The sequence below is a fragment of the Pyxidicoccus trucidator genome (genome assembly GCF_010894435.1).
Classification (GTDB): Bacteria; Myxococcota; Myxococcia; order Myxococcales; family Myxococcaceae; genus Myxococcus; species Myxococcus trucidator.
Genome location: NZ_JAAIXZ010000001.1, coordinates 1416380 through 1434437, shown reverse-complemented (window position 1 = coordinate 1434437; position 18058 = coordinate 1416380). Strand labels below are relative to the sequence as shown.

The 18058-nt window shown below is 70.7% G+C and carries 16 protein-coding genes; 7 read left to right on the top strand and 9 right to left on the bottom strand.

Annotated elements, in window-relative coordinates:
- The first annotated feature begins 192 nt into the window (after positions 1-192).
- Together G4D85_RS05825 and G4D85_RS05820 are read left to right on the top strand one after the other, a co-directional pair.
- Positions 193-927, top strand: coding sequence for a class I SAM-dependent methyltransferase (locus G4D85_RS05825; protein ID WP_164008671.1), 735 nt, complete (start codon positions 193-195; stop codon positions 925-927).
- A 104-nt stretch (positions 928-1031) separates the two neighbouring features.
- Positions 1032-1436, top strand: a complete 405-nt coding sequence (locus G4D85_RS05820) for a hypothetical protein (protein ID WP_164008669.1) — start codon at positions 1032-1034, stop codon at positions 1434-1436.
- A gap of 6 nt (positions 1437-1442) precedes the next feature.
- Here the strand turns inward: G4D85_RS05820 and G4D85_RS05815 are convergent, their stop codons facing one another.
- Together G4D85_RS05815 and G4D85_RS05810 are read right to left on the bottom strand one after the other, a co-directional pair.
- Entirely contained in the window at positions 1443-2450 is a 1008-nt protein-coding gene (locus tag G4D85_RS05815; protein WP_164008667.1) for an SDR family oxidoreductase, read from the bottom strand.
- 119 nt (positions 2451-2569) lie between these two features.
- Entirely contained in the window at positions 2570-3580 is a 1011-nt protein-coding gene (locus G4D85_RS05810; RefSeq protein WP_164008665.1) for a saccharopine dehydrogenase family protein, read from the bottom strand.
- 182 nt (positions 3581-3762) lie between these two features.
- Here G4D85_RS05810 and G4D85_RS05805 point away from each other — a divergent pair, with 182 nt between their 5' ends.
- The 3 genes from G4D85_RS05805 to cglB all read left to right on the top strand — a co-directional run bounded on the left by G4D85_RS05805 (position 3763) and on the right by cglB (position 9020).
- On the top strand, positions 3763-4338 hold the full coding sequence (locus G4D85_RS05805; RefSeq protein ID WP_240359089.1) for a TetR/AcrR family transcriptional regulator: 576 nt from the start codon (positions 3763-3765) through the stop codon (positions 4336-4338).
- A 126-nt stretch (positions 4339-4464) separates the two neighbouring features.
- Positions 4465-7440: a M4 family metallopeptidase gene (locus G4D85_RS05800; RefSeq protein ID WP_164008663.1), complete on the top strand. Its 2976-nt coding sequence runs from the start codon at positions 4465-4467 to the stop codon at positions 7438-7440.
- 311 nt (positions 7441-7751) lie between these two features.
- On the top strand, positions 7752-9020 hold the full coding sequence (gene cglB / locus G4D85_RS05795; protein WP_164008661.1) for an adventurous gliding motility lipoprotein CglB: 1269 nt from the start codon (positions 7752-7754) through the stop codon (positions 9018-9020).
- On the opposite strand, the gene ureG is transcribed toward cglB, so the two are convergent.
- The 5 genes from ureG to G4D85_RS05770 all read right to left on the bottom strand — a co-directional run bounded on the left by ureG (position 9011) and on the right by G4D85_RS05770 (position 13745).
- Complete coding sequence (gene ureG / locus G4D85_RS05790; protein ID WP_164008659.1) at positions 9011-9745, bottom strand: urease accessory protein UreG; 735 nt, start codon at positions 9743-9745, stop codon at positions 9011-9013. The genes cglB and ureG overlap by 10 nt on opposite strands.
- A 12-nt stretch (positions 9746-9757) precedes the next feature.
- Positions 9758-10420, bottom strand: a complete 663-nt coding sequence (locus G4D85_RS05785) for an urease accessory protein UreF (RefSeq protein ID WP_164008657.1) — start codon at positions 10418-10420, stop codon at positions 9758-9760.
- A gap of 75 nt (positions 10421-10495) precedes the next feature.
- Positions 10496-12211, bottom strand: a complete 1716-nt coding sequence (gene ureC / locus G4D85_RS05780) for an urease subunit alpha (protein WP_164008655.1) — start codon at positions 12209-12211, stop codon at positions 10496-10498.
- The gene (gene ureA / locus G4D85_RS05775) at positions 12208-12978 is read right to left on the bottom strand and encodes an urease subunit gamma (protein WP_164008653.1); all 771 of its coding nucleotides are present in this window, start codon (positions 12976-12978) and stop codon (positions 12208-12210) included. The genes ureC and ureA overlap by 4 nt, the downstream gene beginning before the upstream one ends.
- A 212-nt stretch (positions 12979-13190) precedes the next feature.
- The gene (locus G4D85_RS05770) at positions 13191-13745 is read right to left on the bottom strand and encodes a response regulator (RefSeq protein ID WP_240359088.1); all 555 of its coding nucleotides are present in this window, start codon (positions 13743-13745) and stop codon (positions 13191-13193) included.
- A 67-nt stretch (positions 13746-13812) separates the two neighbouring features.
- Here G4D85_RS05770 and G4D85_RS05765 point away from each other — a divergent pair, with 67 nt between their 5' ends.
- Entirely contained in the window at positions 13813-15096 is a 1284-nt protein-coding gene (locus tag G4D85_RS05765) for a sensor histidine kinase (RefSeq protein ID WP_240359087.1), read from the top strand.
- A 13-nt stretch (positions 15097-15109) separates the two neighbouring features.
- Here G4D85_RS05765 and G4D85_RS05760 read toward each other — a convergent pair whose 3' ends face one another.
- Positions 15110-16390, bottom strand: coding sequence for a lipoprotein N-acyltransferase Lnb domain-containing protein (locus G4D85_RS05760; protein ID WP_164008649.1), 1281 nt, complete (start codon positions 16388-16390; stop codon positions 15110-15112).
- A 163-nt stretch (positions 16391-16553) separates the two neighbouring features.
- Between G4D85_RS05760 and G4D85_RS05755 the strand changes: the two genes are divergently transcribed.
- Positions 16554-17078: a hypothetical protein gene (locus tag G4D85_RS05755; protein ID WP_240359086.1), complete on the top strand. Its 525-nt coding sequence runs from the start codon at positions 16554-16556 to the stop codon at positions 17076-17078.
- 59 nt (positions 17079-17137) lie between these two features.
- On the opposite strand, the gene G4D85_RS05750 is transcribed toward G4D85_RS05755, so the two are convergent.
- Positions 17138-17983: an urease accessory protein UreD gene (locus G4D85_RS05750; RefSeq protein ID WP_164008645.1), complete on the bottom strand. Its 846-nt coding sequence runs from the start codon at positions 17981-17983 to the stop codon at positions 17138-17140.
- Between the last annotated feature and the right edge of the window lie 75 nt (positions 17984-18058).

Sequence of the window (18058 nt, the reverse complement as noted above, 5' to 3'; positions counted from 1 at the left end):
TCGAGAATCCGGGTACTGTCACGCTCCCGAAAGGCCAGGACTGACGGCCTACCCTGCCGGTCCTCCCGCCAGGCGCACGGCGAACCCTCCTTTCCGCCGATTCGGCCTGAATCCCCGCTCTCCCGTTCATCGGGGGGCCGACGCATCCTCCTGTCGTATCGCACGCCTTCGCAGGATTCCCGAGGACACGTCATGACTCACGAACACCCAGCCCACTCCGTCCACCACCACGTCGTGCCGGGCTTTGGCGCCGACCGCGCCGCTCATTACGATGCCCAGGCGTCCGTCAACCTCGCGGGTTTCCAGGCGGCGTACGAACTCGGCGTCAGTGCGCTGACCGCCCAGCTCGACGGCCAGGACACGGCGTCGCTGCTCTATGTGGGGCTGGGCACGGGCGCGGAGTTGATGCCCTACACGCGCTTCAACGTGCCGGGCTGGCGCTTCACGGGCGTGGAGCCCTCCGACGCCATGCTCGCCGTCGCCCGCCAGCGCCTGGAGGCCGAGGGGATGCTCTCTCGCACGCACCTGCACGTGGGCGAGCTGCACACCCTTCCTCCCGGCCCCCCGTTCGACGGCGCGCAGATGATGGGGGTCCTGCACCATGTGGAGGGCGAGGAGGCCCGCCTCGAGCTGCTGCGAGAGGTGACCCGGCGGCTCAAGCCCGGAGCGCCCCTCGTCCTGGGCTGCCGCGTCGGCAATGACCCCGAGCTGATGAACGTGGAGCTGCGGCGGTTGCGGGCGTATGGAGTCCCCACGGAAGCGCTGGAGCGTCGACGCCAGCTCTTCGCGGTGATTCGGCCCATCGAGTCCGATGCCGCCCTGTTCGCGATGTTCGCCCGGACCGGACTGGTGGCGCCGCGTCCGCTCTTCGTCTCGCTGCAGTTCAAGGTCTTCCTCGCGCGCTTCGAGCCCGGAGCTGTGGGCTGAATCCCCAGGCTCGCCACCGGGTCGCCGTGTTGCGAGGATGGGAATGAGCCGAGCCTTGCAGTGGGAGGTAGCAGGATGAGGACCTCCGAAGAACGATGACGAGAATGACGGAACATCCCCAGGGCCTCGAGCTGGCACACCTCCCCCGCCTTCCCGACGGAGAGGTGCGGCACCTGTGGGTGAACGACTTCTGGGATGGCCCCCTCGAAGGCCTCGCCGAGTACCACGGCGAGCGCTGCCTCTATGTCGTGGCCGAGCCCGACCGCATCGCCGCGCATGACGAGGAGCGACGCTGGGTGCTGTACCGGCTGACGGCGGAGCAACTGCGAGAAGAGGAGCACTGGCAGGCGCTCTTCGTCCTGCATGTGGGCGGCAACCCAGGGCAGACCGGTGCTGCCGCCGGGGAGCGCCACCCGGAGCTGTTCTACGAGCCCTACCAGGCCCAATACCGCCCCCCTCGACTTGCTCGGGAGCAGGCCCTGGGGTGGTTCGACGCCTTCACTCCATGAAGCCACTCACGCGCGCTGGATGCGGGTGCCGAACTCCCTCATCCGCTCGACGACGTACGCCGGCTCTAGCAGGCTCTCGGGGTGGTAGAGCCCCGGTGCCACGGGCGGTCCACCCGCGAGCCCCAGCAGCCGTTCCACTGCGAGGGCCACGCCCCGTGCACTCATCCCCGAGTGCACATCTCCATCGATGAGCTCATGGCGCACGCGCCCCGTCGTCCCATCCAGCCGCTCACCCGTCAGCTCGATGATGACCTCGTGCGAAGGACCCTTGCCTCGGCGACTGGCCGCGGCCCTCACCGCGAAGTCGAGCCGGATGGAGCGCGCCTCGGTCGCGGCCGCGAGGCTCACCACGTCGAGCAGCGGGTAGGCCCGTCCCTGCCACTCCGTCCCATCCACCCCGGTGAAGCGGCGCTCCGCATCCGCTCCTCGGGCCCAGAGGAACTTCCCGTCCTTGAGCAGCAGGGGATGCGGCACGCCTTGGCTGAGGCGCTCCATGTCTCCCTGTGCCACCGGCCCGCCCACGTCTTCCTCGTCGAAGACCGCGCTGACTTCAATCGTCTGGAGCTTCCGGAACTCCCGAGCGAAGTGAAGGGCCGAGAGGGTGATGGTGCCTCCCAGGAAGTGGCCCAGCAGCAGGATGGGCGCGCTCGTGGGCTTCTGGATGTAGAGCGCCACCTCGGGCCCGATGTCGAACACGAAGTCGGAGAAGGAGACGTAGGGCAGGCCCTTCGCCTGCGCGTACCTCATCGAGTGGAGCGAGTCGTCCTTCAGCAGTACGACTACCGCGCTGAAGTCCGCTCCCGGAGGAAGTCCCAGGTCGGGCCGCCCCAGGTCGATTCTCGCGGTGTCCGCGCCGCCGAGCTCCCTGGCCAGGGCCTGGGCCTTGTCCATGTCGCGTGCGCCAAGGGTGAGGGGTAGCTCCGGTTGGAGCCGGCGAAGGGCTCTCGCGGCACGACTGCCGACGACGCCGGAGCCTCCGATGATGAGTACGGGTTTATTCGGGTTCGGGGACATGGATGGCCTCCTCTGACTGGGACTGCATGAAGGGGAAGGGTGTCGCGAGACGAACGGCGGGCTGACGGCTCCAGGCACGCCGTGCCCGGTGGGTGCCACGTCGCGGACGCGGGCTTCGGTTACACACGCCGGAAGCGGGTGCCGAACTCCTCCAGCCGCCGCACCAGGTACGCGGGCTCGACAAGCACCTCTGGCAGGTACAGCCCTGGCGCCACGGGTGCTCCGCCCGAGAGCCCGAGCAGCCGCTCCAGGGCGACGGCGACTCCCACCGCGGTCACCGGTGCCTGGCCCGAGGGGTGGACGAGCTCATGGCGGACGCGCCCCTTCGTCCCATCCCGGAGCTCGCCGGTCAGCTCGAGGATGATTTCCGTCGAGAAGGGCTCGCCGCGTCGGCGGCTTGAGGACTGTCCCAGCGAGAGGTCGAACCGGATGGACCGGGCCCCGGTGGCGGCCGCGAGGCTCATGCCGTCGAGCAGCGAGTAGGCCTGGCCCCGCACCTCCGTTCCATCCACGCTCTTGAAGGTGCGCGCGGCGGCCTCGCCATGGACCCAGCGCCACTTCCCGTCCTCGAGTATCTGGGCATTCGGAGCCGCCTGCGTCTGCCGCTCGAAGTCGGCGTACGCCGCCGGCCCGCCCAGGTCCTCCTCGTCGAGGACCGCGGAGATGTCGATGGACTCCAGCGCCCGGAACTCCTTCGCGAAGTGGAGCACGGACAGCGTGGCCGCGCCCGCCAGCCATTGGCTGGCCAGGAGGATGGGCGCGCGGGCGGGCTGGTGGATGAAGAGCGCCACCTCCGGGGCCAGCTCGAACATGGCCGTGGAGATGCCGACGTGAGGCACTCCCTTCGCCTGGGCGTACTTCACGGAGTGGAGGGTGTCGTCCTTCACGAACATGGCGACGGCGCTGAAGGCCCGCCCGTCAGGCAGGCCCAGGTCGGGCCGCTCGAGGTCGACCCGCACCGCGTCCGCGCCACCGAGCTCCCGGGCCACGGCCCCGGCCCTTGCCAGGTCGCGCCCGCCCAGCGTGAGGGGCAGCCCGGGCTGGAGCCGACGAAGCGTCCTGGCCGTCTGGGAGCCGACGAGGCCGGCGCCTCCAATGATGAGTACGGGCTTCTGCGTGTGCGCGGACATGACGGATGACTCCTCTGCCTGAGGGAATGGAACAGGCCGGCCGGAAGTCCTCGCGGCCAGCGATGTTACTATTGGTAAGTTGTGCGAAATGGGCGCGCCACGATTTCGGCCTGCTACCTACCAATGGTAGGTTTCTCGCCTGGCTGTGACGGCGAGGCAGGCTGGAGAGGGAGGCACGGGTCGTGTCGGCGGCGAAGCGGATGTCGAAGGAGGAGCGGCGGCAGCAGCTCCTGGAGACGGCGTCGGACATCGTCCGGGCCGAGGGCACCGAGGCGCTGACGCTGGGCTACCTGGCGGAGCGCGCCGGGGTGACGAAGCCGATTGCGTACGAGCACTTCGGCACGCGGGCCGGCCTGCTCATCGCGCTGTACAAGGAATTGGACGAGCGACAGAACCGGGTCATGCGCGCGGCGCTGGAGGCCAACGGCAAGACGCTCGAGGACGTCGCCAGGATTGTCAGCGCCGCCTACGTGGACTGCGCCCTCACCATGGGGCCGGAGTTCGGAGCCCTCTCCGCGGCCCTCTCCGCCACGGAGGAGATGGAGGACTTCCGGCAGTCCGTGCGCGACTCCTGTATCGCCGAGCTCAAGAAGGCCTTCGCGCCCTTCGGGAAGCTCTCGCGCGGGGAGGGCCACGCGCTGCTGGAGGGGCTCTTCGGCGCCGCCGAGTCCCTGTCCCAGGCCGCGGCCTCCGGGCGGACCTCGCGCGCGCAGGCCGTCTCCGCGCTCTCACGCATCATGCAGGGAGCGCTCGAGTAGGGCGAGGGGAGGCCCCCTGGACCCAGGCGGACCCGTAGGCCGCCGTGGGCGAGCTCTCGCGGGTTTGTCCCGCGAGGAGGCTCGCTGCTACAAGCCACGGGTCGTCACTCAGAGGGGGATACATTCATGAAGTCGCGTTTCGCGTCCGTGCTGGTCGTGCTTGGCCTCGTGGCGTGTGGAGATTCCACCGAGGCTCCAGGGGACACGCTGCCTGAAGCGGGGGACGGCGCCACGTCCACTCCCACGCCCATGCGTCCCGACGTCGGCCCCGAGGACCTCGCGGTGCTGCGCGCCCGGGAAGGCCCGCGCTCGGCGCGCGCGCTCGCGGAGGTGGAGCGCCGCTTCGCCTCTCGGACGCCGGGCCTGTCGTTCCGCGTCCGCCGCGTCGATACCAGCTCCCTGGGCGACACCCACGTCTGGATTCAGCAGCTCTTCCAGGGCACGCCCGTGACGGGAAGGGACTTGGGCGTCATCGTCTTCGTGGACGACACGCTGCAGGTGCTCGGCGCGCCCGACACCTTCGAGGGCGTCGCGCCCGCGCGGCTGTCCGCCGCCGCCGGCCTGAAGCGGGCCCAGGCCCATGTCGCGCGGAAGGGGCTCACGGTGAGCGACGTGGGCGAGGCTGTCCTGGAGCCCGTCTATGAGCGCCGCCTGCGCCCCGGCGCTTCCGGCGGGAATGCCGCGGACTACGAGACGGTGGTGGGGTTCGAGCGGGGCACCCGGGTGAAGGTAGTTTCCGCGTTCGCTCCGGATGAGCCCCGTGAGCTGTTCGTCCGCGAGCGTGACGGCGCCGTGGTGGAGCGTGCCTTCCCGCCCTCCGCCATGGCGAAGGGCTCGCTGCGCAGCGCATTCGCGGGGAACGTCGTCCTGCCCACGTACCAGGGCGGGAAGTCCCAATACTACCTCCAGAGCGAGCGGTTCGACTACGTCTCCGCCGCCACCCAGCGCGATGGAACCGCGGCGTTCGACTACAAGAGCACCACCAACACCTGGGGCGACAACCAGCTCTATTCCTTCCTGGGCCCCAATACCGTCAACGGGAAGACCGCGGCGGCGGACGCGTTCATCTCCATCTACGGCACCCACCGGATGTTCTCCGACGTGTACCGCCGTCATGGTTGGGACGGCCAGGGCGGGCCCATCCACGCCTATGTCCACGCCCCGCAGGGCAATGCCCACCCCGCGGGCAATGGCGTCATCGTGCTCGGGTACGTGCCCGACGGGAAGGCGCTCTCGAACGTCCCGCTGACCGACATCGAGACGGTGGCCCACGAGGTCGGCCACATGGCCTTCGAGCAGATGACCGGGGTCTTCGCCGGCCCCACCGGCGAGCTGGGGGGACTGGATGAGGGGACGGCGGACATCTTCGGTCTGGTCGCCGGCTTCTACCTACCCGAGGCGCTCGCGCTCGCGGGAACTCCGTGCGACGCCCTGACGTGCAGCGGCGGAGGGCGCCGCCAGCACATCACCGTGCGGAGGGATTGGACGTTCGGGAACTGGGGGGACGCCCGCTACGGGCGCTCGTTCATCGACCCGTTCATGTACCCCGCCTGGGCGCCGGGCATCGACACCGCGGACTCGCACTACGCCGCGGGACCGTTGCAGCGGATGTTCTACTTCCTCAGCGTCGGCGTGCTCCCGGCAGGACAGGCCCCCGTCGCCGGCCTGCTGAGTCCACAGAGGGGGAGCGCCTTCCTTCCCACGGGACTCACCGGCCTGGGTATCGATGCGACGAATTGGATCTGGTACCACACGCTCAGCGGCGTCTACTTCTCGCGCATCAATAACTATCACTCGACTCGGGAGATGATGCTCGAGGCGACGATGACGCTCTATCAGCGCGTGCCGCACACCCCCGAGTACAAGGCGGTGGAGGATGCCTGGGCGGCGGTGAACGTCGGACCGCCGGCGGACCGCACGCCTCCCGCCGTGTCCATCACCACCGAGCAGAGGAGCTCGACGGAGGCCATCGTCACGGTCGACCTGCGCGACGCCAACAAGCTGGAGAGCGGAACGGTGGTCCTCTCCTCCGCCATCCTCGGTGCGCCGGTGCACACCCAGGCCTGCACCGGCTACTGCGTCATCACCCTCAACCCGAAGAACTATGGGACGCACACGCTGCATACCGTGAGCGTCACCGCGAAGGACACCCGGGGAAACGAGGTGAACAGGCTGGTCTACTTCCCGCTCGATGTCGCGAAGCCGGCGGTGACCATCACCTCGAATACGGCGGCGACGCCGTGGTTTACAAACGTGCCCCAGCAGAACCTGAAGTTCAGCGTCAGCGACGCCTACGGCATCCAGTCGGCGCGGGTGCTCCTGGACGGGGTGGAGGTGGTCGCTCAGACGTGGAGCAGTTCCTTCCCCCTCAACTTCAGCTTCGACAACGTGCTCGTGGATGTCAGCAGCTCCCCGGAGGGACGCTACACGCTGAGGTTCGAGGCGGTCGACCGCTTCGGGAATACCTGGGCGAACTGGTACGACCTGGTGGTCGACCGCACGCCTCCGGAGCTCTGCTCGCTGGCGGTGACGGTGGACCCGGCGAACAACGGGAAGGTCTACCTGACGCTCAGCGGGCGTGACAACGGCGCGGGGCTGTCGAACCTCGCCATCCACCACACGACGGGCGGGCTGATGAGCGGCGACACCACCGATGTGGGGGGCGGCGTCCCGCGCAGCCTGAGCCACACCGCCACCCTCGCGCCGGGGACGTACCTCTTCTTTGGCGTCTGCATGGACCGGCGCTCCAACGTCGTGCGGACGGCGTACCAGACCTTCACGCTGGTGGGCTCGTGCAACACCATGTCCACCGCGGGCGGCGCGCAGGTGGATGAGCGGACGTTCCAGCTGGGCAAGGCGTCCGGGACGGTGACACTCAGCTACCACACCTACGGCGTGCACGACCGCATCAAGGTCTACTCCGGGACGACGCTGGCGGCCGACACCGGCTGCGTCGCCACGGGCGACCCGTCGGTCCTCCGGAACCTGACATTCTCGTACTCGGGGACGTCGGGGCAGCTGAAGGTGCGCGTGGAGCCGAACTGCAACCCCGTCACGGCGTTGCCCACGACGGAGTGGGCGTACTCGCTGAGCTGCCCCTGACGCGATTCCCTCCGTCCAGGAGGCCACCACGGCGAGGACCACGGCATCGCCTGGTAGGCGTCTCGCCGTGGCACTGGGGTCGCCGGTGGGGTCCATCGGCGGCTTCCGTGCTGCCCCAGGTTCCAAGGAGAGAAGCGGGCTGGATGGTTTGTAGTTGTAATTTGATGGTGGAAGCGAGCGCGCGTGGGCACGGCACTCGAGGACATTGACGTCCGGAGCGACTGACGCGCTACCCTGCGTGCGCGCCTTCTGGAGCTGACCCGGGCCGGCAGCAAGGCGTCGCAGCTCCTCCCCAGCGGAAGGAATCCATCATGCGCGCCAAGCGAACCCTGTTGAGCGCCCTCGCGTTCGGTACCTGTGTGAGCGCCCTCGCGGGGGCCTGTCAGACGTATGACTTCGAGCCGGTGGAGCCCCTGGCCCTGTCGCAGACGACCGTCGAAGAGGAGCTCTCCGTCCTCAGCCGCAAGCCCAACATCATGATGCTGGTGGACACCTCCGGCTCCATGGTGCTGCCGGTGGACGCGGCGGACCCGGACTGCAGGGTGCCGTACGACGGGGAGCTGGTCGAATGTGGGGTGGATGAGGAGGCGCCTTGCGACCCCACCGTCTGCCCCACGCGCTGGACGGAGCTGCAGGCCGCGGTGCCGGGTTTCCTCGCCGAGAGCGGTGCCGAGGCCCGCTTCGCCCTGACGACCTACCCCGAGACGCGCGGGGAGCAGGGCATCACCGCCTTCTGCCGGGGCGCCTCGGAGGGCTCCGTCCTCAAGGGCCTGCCGGAGGGGGAGGACGATGCGTCGCTGCTGGCGCACGCCAATCAAATCAACGCCATCCTCCAGGGCATCCCCAACTCGGGGGATGGGCAACCCGAGGGTGGCACGCCGACGAGCCAGAGCCTGCGCTTCGTGAAGGACCTGCCCGGGTTCCAGCCGGAGGGCCGTCGTCAGAGCTTCGTGGTGCTGCTCACGGATGGCGTGCCCAACTGCAACGAGGGCAATGCGTATCGTGGCGGCGAGGCGCTGTGCCGGTGCACGACCGCGGGGTGCACGGGCCTGCTGGAGCGGCGCGGCTGCCTGGACCTGGACGCGTCGGTGTCCGCGGTCCGGGAGCTGTTGGAGAAGGGCATCACCACCATCGTCGTCGGCTTCGGCTCGGAGACGGCGGAGGGCAACGGCCCGGCGGTGCTGGATGCCATGGCGCGGGCCGGCGGCTTCGCCCGCACCTGCGAGGCGGGCCAGACGTCCTGCGGCCCTGGAGACCCGTGTGACCCGGCCACGCGCCTGTGTCAGCGTCCCTTCTTCCAGGCCGGCAACCAGGCCGAGCTGTCCCAGGCCCTGGAGGACATCCGTGGCCGCATCCTCCTGCTGGAGCCCTGCCTCGTCCGGCTGGACCCCTCCCAGCTGCCTTCGGACCCGAAGCTGCTGGCCGTCTATCTCGATGACCAGCGCACCGTCGCGGGCGAGGACACCTGGACGCTGGAGGAGCGGGGCGTCCTCTTCACGGGCGCGGCCTGCGAGCGCATCATGGAGTCCACCCCGGACACGCCCGTCCGCATCAAGGTCCGCGCCATCCGTCAGCGCTGACGGCCCGTGCGCCGGCGCCACGCGCCGAGGAGGTGCTCCACCACCTTGTCGAGGCCCACGCCCTTCGTCACCTGGGTGAAGACGAAGGGCCCGTCGCCGCGCATCTTCCTGGCGTCGCGCTCCATGACGCCCAGGTCCGCGCCCACGTGCGGGGCCAGGTCCGTCTTGTTGATGACCAGCAGGTCGGACTGGGTGATGCCAGGGCCACCCTTGCGCGGCACCTTGTCTCCGCCTGCCACGTCGATGACGTAGACGGTGTAGTCCGCCAGCTCGCGGCTGTACTGCGCCGCCAGGTTGTCGCCGCCGCTCTCGACGATGAGCAGCTCCGGCGACAGCTCCTCCATGAGCTGCTCCAGGGCCATCAGGTTGTGGCTGATGTCCTCGCGGATGGCCGCGTGGGGGCAGCCTCCCGTCTCCACCGCCTTGATTCGCTCGGGGGACAGGGCCTGGTTGCGGACGAGGAACTCGGCGTCCTCCTTGGTGAAGATGTCGTTCGTCACCACGCCCAGGCGTACGCGCTCTCTCAGCGCGCGGCACAGCGCCAGCACCAGCGCCGTCTTCCCGCTGCCCACCGGCCCGCCGATGCCGATGGTGAAGGCGCGTGACTGGTAGTCGCGCTTCTGCGGCTCCTCGCGCTCGTGGAAGTGGCCCGGGTGGTCCAGCTCCTCGTGCTCGTGCTCGTGGTCATGGTCGTCGTGGCCGTGGCCGCGGTGGTCGTCGTGCATGTGCGCTTCACCTCAGGACAGGAAGAGCCTCGAATAGAGCCGGTCATGTGTGGACCCGAGCAAATCCAACAGGGGAGAGGGCTGCGCCAGCGCGTCCACGCCCAGCCCGGCGCACTGCTCCAGGACGGCGTCCAGCAGGGGTGTGGCCGCGTGCTGGAGCTGGTGCGACTCGTGCGTGCCGATGATTCCCAGCCGCACCGCCGCGGACAGCGTGCCCCGCAACGTCAGGGACAGGAAGAGTCGCTGGGTGTCGGGCAGCTCCACCTCCAGCGCCCGCACCACCGCGCCGAAGACGGGTGCATGGTGGAAGCGCAGCCCGGCGGCGCGGGCAGCCTCGCGCAGCGGCGCCACCGGCCCGGGGAAGATGCGCGCGCAGGTGTCCAGGAAGGCGCGGCCCTGGGTCCGGCTGGCGCGGTGGGCCACGTGGCTGGTGAGGAAGGCGTCCGCACGGGCGTCCAGGGCGGGCAGCGCGGAGGGCTCGCGGTGCGCCGCGCCCACGAGCGGCAGCGCGCCATGGCCCGCCTGCCACAGCAGCTCGCGCACGAAGCGCCGCAGCTCCGTGGCTCCGCGCACCTCGCCCTGCTGCACGGCGGCCTCCAGCCCTCCCGAGTGCGCGAAGCCCCCGGTGGGAAAGCCCGAGTCCGCCAGCTGCAACACCTTCCACGACGCGCCCATGGTCCGTTTCTCCGTCAGAACGGCGAGTCAATCCGCTGCGACACCTTCCACGACGCGCCCATGGCCGCGCCCCTGTCAGAACAGCGAGTAGAGCTGCGCCAGGGGCAGCACGCGGGCGGGCTCGCAGCGCAGCAGCTCACCGTCGGCGCGCACCTCGTACGTCTCCGGGTCCACCGTGAGCACGGGCAGCGCGTCGTTGAGCTTCATGTCGTGCTTGCCCAGGCCCCGGCAGCGGCTCACCGCGGACAGCCGCTTGGTGAGTCCCAGCTCGCGGGTGGTGCCCTCCGCCAGCGCCCGGCCCGAGACGAAGACGACGCTGGTGGCGCCGAGCGCCCGGCCCCGCGCTCCGAACATGGGCCGCATGAGGTACGGCTGCGGGGTGGGGATGGACGCGTTGGCGTCGCCCATCTGCCCCCAGGCGATGAAGCCGCCCTTGAGCACCAGCTCCGGACGCAGGCCGAAGAAGGCAGGACGCCACAGCACCAGGTCCGCCAGCTTCCCCACCTCGACGGAGCCCACCTCGTGCGCCAGGCCGTGGGCGATGGCCGGGTTGATGGTGTACTTCGCCACGTAGCGGCGGATGCGCAGGTTGTCGTTGTCACCGCGCTCGCCACCCAGCCGGCCGCGCTGCTCGCGCATCTTGTGGGCCGTCTGCCACGTGCGGCAGATGACCTCGCCCACCCGGCCCATGGCCTGGCTGTCCGAGGCCATGATGCTGATGGCGCCCAGGTCGTGAAGGATGTCCTCCGCGGCGATGGTCTCCCCGCGGATGCGGCTCTCCGCGAAGGCCACGTCCTCGGGAATCTCCCGGTCCAGGTGGTGACACACCATGAGCATGTCCAGGTGCTCATCCAGCGTGTTCACCGTGTACGGGCGCGTGGGGTTGGTGGAGCTGGGAAGCACGTTGGGCGCGCCGCACACGCGGATGATGTCCGGGGCGTGCCCGCCGCCCGCGCCCTCCGAGTGGTACGTGTGGATGGTGCGGCCCTTGAACGCGGCCAGCGAGTCGTCCACGTAGCCGGACTCGTTCAGCGTGTCCGTGTGGATGGTGACCTGGATGTCCTCGCCCTCGGCGACGGAGAGGCAGGTGTCGATGGCGGCCGGCGTGGTGCCCCAGTCCTCGTGCAGCTTCAGGCCGATGGCGCCCGCGCGAATCTGGTCCACCAGGCCGTGGGGCAGGGACGTGTTGCCCTTGCCGGTGAGGCCGATGTTGAGCGGAATCGTGTCCGTGGCCTGGAGCATCCGCTGGAGGTTCCACGCGCCCGGCGTGCAGGTGGTGGCCTTGGTGCCCGTGGCCGGGCCGGTGCCGCCGCCCACCCAGGTGGTGACGCCGCTGGCGAGCGCCTCGTCCGCCTGCTGCGGGCAGATGAAGTGGATGTGCGTGTCCAGCCCGCCCGCGGTGACGATGAGTCCCTCGCCGGCAATGGCCTCGGTGGTGACGCCCACCACCATGCCCGGCGTGACTCCGGCCATGACGTCGGGGTTGCCCGCCTTGCCGATGCCGGCGATGCGCCCGTGCTTGATTCCGATGTCCGCCTTGTAGATGCCCGTCCAGTCGAGGATGAGCGCGTTCGTAATCACGCAGTCGAGCGCCTCCGCGTCGCCCACGCCGGCCTGCTGGCCCATGCCCTCGCGCAGCACCTTGCCGCCGCCGAACTTGCACTCGTCGCCGTAGACGGTGGCGTCGCGCTCCACCTCGGCCCACAGCCCCGTGTCGCCCAGCCGCACCCGGTCTCCCGTAGTGGGGCCGAACATGTCCGCGTAGTGGCGGCGGTCCATCTTCCGGCTCATGTGCCTTCCTCCTCGTGCCCGTAGCCCTGTGCCCGCACCGCTTCCATGGCGCGCTCGCGGCCCTCGGGCGTCACCTTCCCGCTGCCCAGCGCGTTGCCGCCGCGCACCACCGCGTCTCCGGCGATGGCGACGAGCGGCACCGTCTTCGTCTCCCCCGGCTCGAAGCGCACCGCCGTGCCCGCGGGGATGTCCAGGCGCCGGCCGTAGGCCTTCGCCCGGTCGAAGACGAGCGCGCGGTTGGTCTCGAAGAAGGGGTAGTGGCTGCCCACCTGGATGGGCCTGTCTCCCTTGTGCGTCACACGCAGGGAGAGGGCGTCACGGCCCTCGTTGAGGACCAGCTCGCCGGGCAGCACCTTCACCTCGCCCGGCGGCCCGGCCTGCGTCGGCGCGGGCACGCTGAAGCGCTCCTTCGGGGGCACCGGCAGGAAGCTGCCGTAGAGGGCCAGCTCCAACTCGCCATGTTCGGCCACCACGGGGTGGTGCACCGTCACCAGCTTGGAGCCGTCCGGGAAGGTGCCCTCCACCTGCACCTCCACCAGCAGCTCCGGAACGCCCTCCATCACCTGCGCGCGGCCCAGGAGGCGGCGGCCCAGGTCCATCAGCTCGGCCACACCCCGGCCGTCGCGGATGAACTCCAGCAGCTGCGTGGCGATGAGCGCCACCGCCTCCGGGTAGTTGAGCCTCACTCCTCGCGCGAGGCGCTTCTGCGCGAGGAAGCCGGCCTGATGCAGCAGCAGCTTGTCGACGTCTCGGGGGGCGAGGTGCACGCCCGCAGGCTAGCGCGCCGCGTCAAGCGCTGCCAGGGTGAGCCCCCGTTCAGGTTCGACGCAGCGCGCGCGCCTGTTGCTTCCATGGCCACGCGAACCGCCGCTTCGTTGCCGCCCAGTCTACAGGGGCATGAGCTGTGCGCCGCCACGCGCGTCGAAGCCGGCTGGTACAGCGCTTGAAGTGAGGCCGGCCCATGCCGTGCCGAGCGACTTCACTTCCGGGCGTTGAGGATGTGCTGGAGGAGCTGGCGGGAGATGCGCAGCAGCTTCGCGGCGCCGCGCACGCTGCCCTCGGACTTCGCCAGGGCCTCGTCCACCAGGGTATCCCGGACGACGCTCTCCAGGTCGTGCAGGGGCACCTGCCCGGTGCTCGCCCGCAGCGCGAGCACCAGGTCCGGAGGCCGCGACAGCGTCTCCGACCACACCGCCTCCAGCCTCGCGAGGTCCAGGGGCTTGGGGACGAAGGCCCGGACGCCGCCGGCCGCCAGCCGGAAGGCCTGCTCGGCGGTGGCGCTGCCGCTGATGGCGATGACATGCGGCAGCGGCTCCACCGCCCGCAGGTCCTCCAGCAGGGTGTCGCTGGTTCCATCCGGCAGGCTGACATCCAGGATGACGGCGTCCGGTGGCGCGTCGCGCAGCACCTGGCGGGCCCCGGCCAGGGTGGGCACGTGGGTGATGCGCTCGGCGCGGGAGCGCAGCGCGTCCTCCAGCACGCGGGCCAGGCTCGCCGAGTCCTCGACCAGCAGGAGATGTCGAACCCTTTCCACGCCACCCACCCTACCACCCATGCCTAGCGCCGCTCCGCCGACCTCGCCCGAGAGGATTGCCCACCGGGTGTTGACCGACGCCTCCAACGAGGGCGAGGCCCTGGTGAGCGCGGTCCGCATCGTGTTCTGCGGGCTCATCCTGGCCCGGTTCCTCGCGCTGGGCGGCATCCGCGCGGAGGGTGGCGCCCCGGCGGCGCTGCTCCAGTTTCCCGTGCTGCTCTTCAGCATCGCGGCGTCGGTGGCCGCGCTCCAGGCTGCCCGCCAGCGGCGGTTCGGGCCCTGGATGCTGGTGGCCTCCGCGGTGCTGGACGCCGTGTTCGCCCATGCCTCGCTGCTGTCGACGCTGCTCTGGCATGGCCCCCACTACACGGGGCTGCTGCGGATGCCGGACCCGGGCGCCGCCATCGCCGTCATCTTCATCACCGCGCTGCGGCTGTCTCCCCGGGCGGCCTGGGTGGGCACGACCGCCAACCTCCTGCTGATGGCGGGCCTTGCCGCGCTGGACTCGCACCTCAACGCGCACCACGTCACCTACGGGGCTTCAGAGGTGGCGATGCTCCTCCTCGTCATGGGCAGCGCGGGCGTGGTGGCCACCGTCGCCTGTGCCGTCGCCCGGCGCATGGTCCTCAAGTCCGGAAGTGAGAGCGCACGCGGCGAGCGGACGCGCAGGCACTTGAGCCTGCTGCTCCGGGAGCATCATGACGTACGGACGCTCCTGTCCGCGGCGCGGCTGCGCACGGACCTCATCCTCCGCGAGTCGGGAAGCGCCGCGTGCGCCCGGCATGCCCAGGCCATCGCGAAAGACCTGGGCGAGCTGGAGGCCTTCGTGGACAGCGTGAAGACGCGGGCGCTGGGCGAGTTGACGATGATTGACGAGCCCGAGCCCGTGGACGTCGCCTCCACGCTGCGCCATGTGGTGGACGTGGTCCAGACGCGCTTCTCCCACGTCCGCATCGTCATCGGGGCGGGAGCGTCCGGAAGCCCGGAGGTGGAGGGCCTGCGCGCCCGTGTCGTCGGCGGGGAGCGGGGCCTGGCCCACGTGATGACCAACCTGCTCGTGAATGCGTGTGAGGGCGATGGCCGGCGCGGGGCCAGCACGGTCCGGGCGAGCGTGGAGCCGGACGGTGGCCTGGGGCACATCCTGCTGCGCGTGAGTGATGATGGTCCCGGCTTCCGCGCGGACCTGCTGGACGGCGCGCGGCCACGGAGCGTCACCACGAAGCCGCGGGGCTCGGGGCTGGGGATGATGCTGGTGGGCAGGCTCGTGGAGGCGAGCGGTGGCACCCTGCGCGCCTCCAGCCTGCCCGGGGGAGGCGCCCGGGTTGACGTGCTGCTGCCCGCTGGCGGGTGAGGCCCGCGCCCGCTCAGGCCCGCTGGAGCCTCGCACGTGAAGGCGCAGCGGCTCCGGAGGCCACGTGCCGGCGCAGCCCATGTGCCACGCCGAGACCGAGGTTGGCGACGAGCAGCAGTGACAGCAGCCCATGGTCGTCCCGCGTGGAGGGGGGAAGGAACTGGAGCGCCACCGCGAGCAGTGAGCCGAGCACGAGCACGCCCACACAGCCGCGAGCCAGACGCTCCGCGCCGCGATGTCCTAGCGCCAGCGCGAGGCCGAGGGGCAGGAGCGCGAAGGTGAGGGGATTGACCAGCAGGAGCGCGACGTCGGGGCGCAGCGCCGTGTGCTCGGAGCCGAACCGGAGCACGAGCCCGACGGCACCCACGGAGCCGAGTGTCAGGCCGAACAGCGCGTGGTACAGCCCGAAGAGGACGCGCGCCCACCGTGGCTCACCGCGCCCGCGCAGGGCCGCGAGCAGCACCGCCACCGACGCGAACGCCGCGCCGATGAGGAAGCCGGCACTCCGGGTGGGGGCGGGCGTCTCGGGAACGGCTCCGGCGCTCGACAGGTGCTCGTCATACCGCCGGCCCACCAGCGGGACGCGGCCGCCCGCGCCATCCGGGAGGGTGGCGTCCGCGAGCAGCCGCGAGAGCTCCGTCGGCACGAAGGACTCCTGCCAGCGCGTCATGGGCGCATCCACGGTGTCGTTCAGCCAGACGTCCAGCACCAGGCCCAGCACCGGGGACTTCTGGGCATGGCGGAGCAGGTGCTCACGCGCGCTGAGGCGGGAGGGAGTCGTGAAGCCTCCGCGCAGCGCGCCTCCAAGCGCCTCGTCGAGGGCGTCGCGCAGGCGGGTGGCGCAGTTGTCCTCGATGGGGTGGTACTGGTACTCGCGGTGCGCGGGGCGCACGTCGTGTTCGAGCCGGGCGAGCAGCCGCCGCCGCTGCTCCACCGTCAGGTTCAGCTCCTGCACGGCGATGGCGCGGTCCTGCTCCCGGTAGAGGAAGAACGCGTTCTCCAGCGGCACCCGTCCGGCCCAGTAGGTCGGCCGCTTCAGGAGGAACACGAGCGCGGCGCCCCGCCCGACGGAGGACATGCCGTAGCCGTAGAGCATGCTCGCGCCCAGCCGCGTGTCCTCGACCCACAGTGTGCTGTGGCCGAAGAACTGGTGCACGTCCGGGCCCGGGCCGAAGGTCACCACCTTCATGCGCAGGTCCTCGGGGTGTCTGCCAAAGCCCTCGGGCGGCGTCGCGTCGGCGGCCGTGCTCCAGAGCAGCGCGATGAGCAGGATGCGTGCGGCGTGTCTTGCCATGGGCCCGGGTATCGCGCGGCCCTCGCGGCGGGGACAGTGCAAGAAGATTGGCAGTGTTCACGTCGAGGGCTTCAAGAGACCTTGCCTCCAGTCCGCGCGAGCTGGGTGGCGCGGGGAAGCTGTCTGTCCACGAACCCGACCCATGACGAAAGAGAAGACGAACATGACTGGAATCCGTTCCCTGGCAGTGGTCTCCCGGCGCGCCCTCGCGAGCCTGGGCGCCGCCCTGGCCGTGGCCTTCATCGCGCTGTCGCCTGGCGCCGCGCTCGCGGGTGATGGGGACCGTCAGGTCTCGAAGATGCGCGTCACCATCGCCACCGGCACCGACGACCTGCGCAACGCGAGCAACGCCGTGGCCACGCTCAAGTACACGAACGCCTCGGGCAACCAGCTGGTCGCGGGCGGAAACCTGAACAACGGCGCGCAGTGGCCCGGCGGGTCGACCAAGACGGTGACCATCCCGATGCCCGTGGGCATCGTGCTCAGCCGGCTGCTGGAGTTCAGCATCCAGTTCACCTCCGGCCAGCCGGACATCTTCGCCACCGGCGACAACTGGAACATGAACAGCATCACGGTGACCGCCATCCTCGACGATGGCAGCGAGGCCAACCTGGTGGTTCAGGCGGACAGCCCCTGGCTGCACCGCTTCCAGAGCGACTACCACACCCGCTGGGCCACGCCGCTCTAATCGTCACGGTGCGTGAGCCCCTTCGTGGAGCGCCGGAGCAGGTCCGGCGCTCCGCGGCCTCACACCCGGCGCGCCCACGGGTCGTCGCCAAGGAGGCCTGGCAGGAAGGACAGCCACGCGCGGGTGGCGCGCAGCAATTCCTCGACGGACACGGCGGCGGCGCGCAGCAGCAGGCCGTCGTCACCGAGCGGGCTCGCGGAGGGGATGAGCGCCGCGCGGGACGACACGGGCAGCGCGGCCACCCCGGCGGCCAGCGCCTCGCGGGCGGAGGCCAGCGCCGGGCCCAGGAGCAGCACGGAGGCCAGCGCGTTGAAGCGGCCCAGGCGCTCCGGCAGCGGCCCGTGGGTGGGGTCCAAAAGCCAGCGCTCGTCCACGCGGGGGCGGCCGTCCACCGAGACGCGCAGGGTGGACGTGTAGTGCGCGAAGGCCCAGCGCTCGCCGCTGGCGTCCCGGCCGGACGTCACCAGGTCCATGAAGACGAGCGAGGCCCCGGAGGCCAGCCGCAAGTCGAACGTCTGTGCATACCGGGCTCCGGTGAAGCAGACGGTGGGGTCCGGCACCACGGCGAGCAGCGCGCCTTCCTCCACTCGCGCCGTGAAGTCACTCCGGCAGCCCCGGGGCGAGCGGTAGACGCGGTTGGCGCCCTGGGTGGACAGCAGCGCGGACGCCCCCGCCGCCACGTCCACCTCCAGGGACAGGTGGTCCCCGTCCACCAGCCCGCCGCCGAACGAGCTGGTGTAGGCCCACGCCGCGTGGCCGTGGTTGCGCGGGGTGAGCAGGCGCAGCGGACTGTGGGCCAGCGCGGTGCGCACCACGGTGCGGGGCCCCGAGCGCTCGAAGGCGAGCCGCGCGAAGCCGGCGCGTCCGGTGCGGAGAGGCGCCTCGGCGGGCTCCAGGGCATTCATGGGGGCGAGCCTGCGGCAAGCCCGGCCGGTACACAACGCTGGTCATGGCCGCCCGGGCCCGTCCCCGGTGCCTGG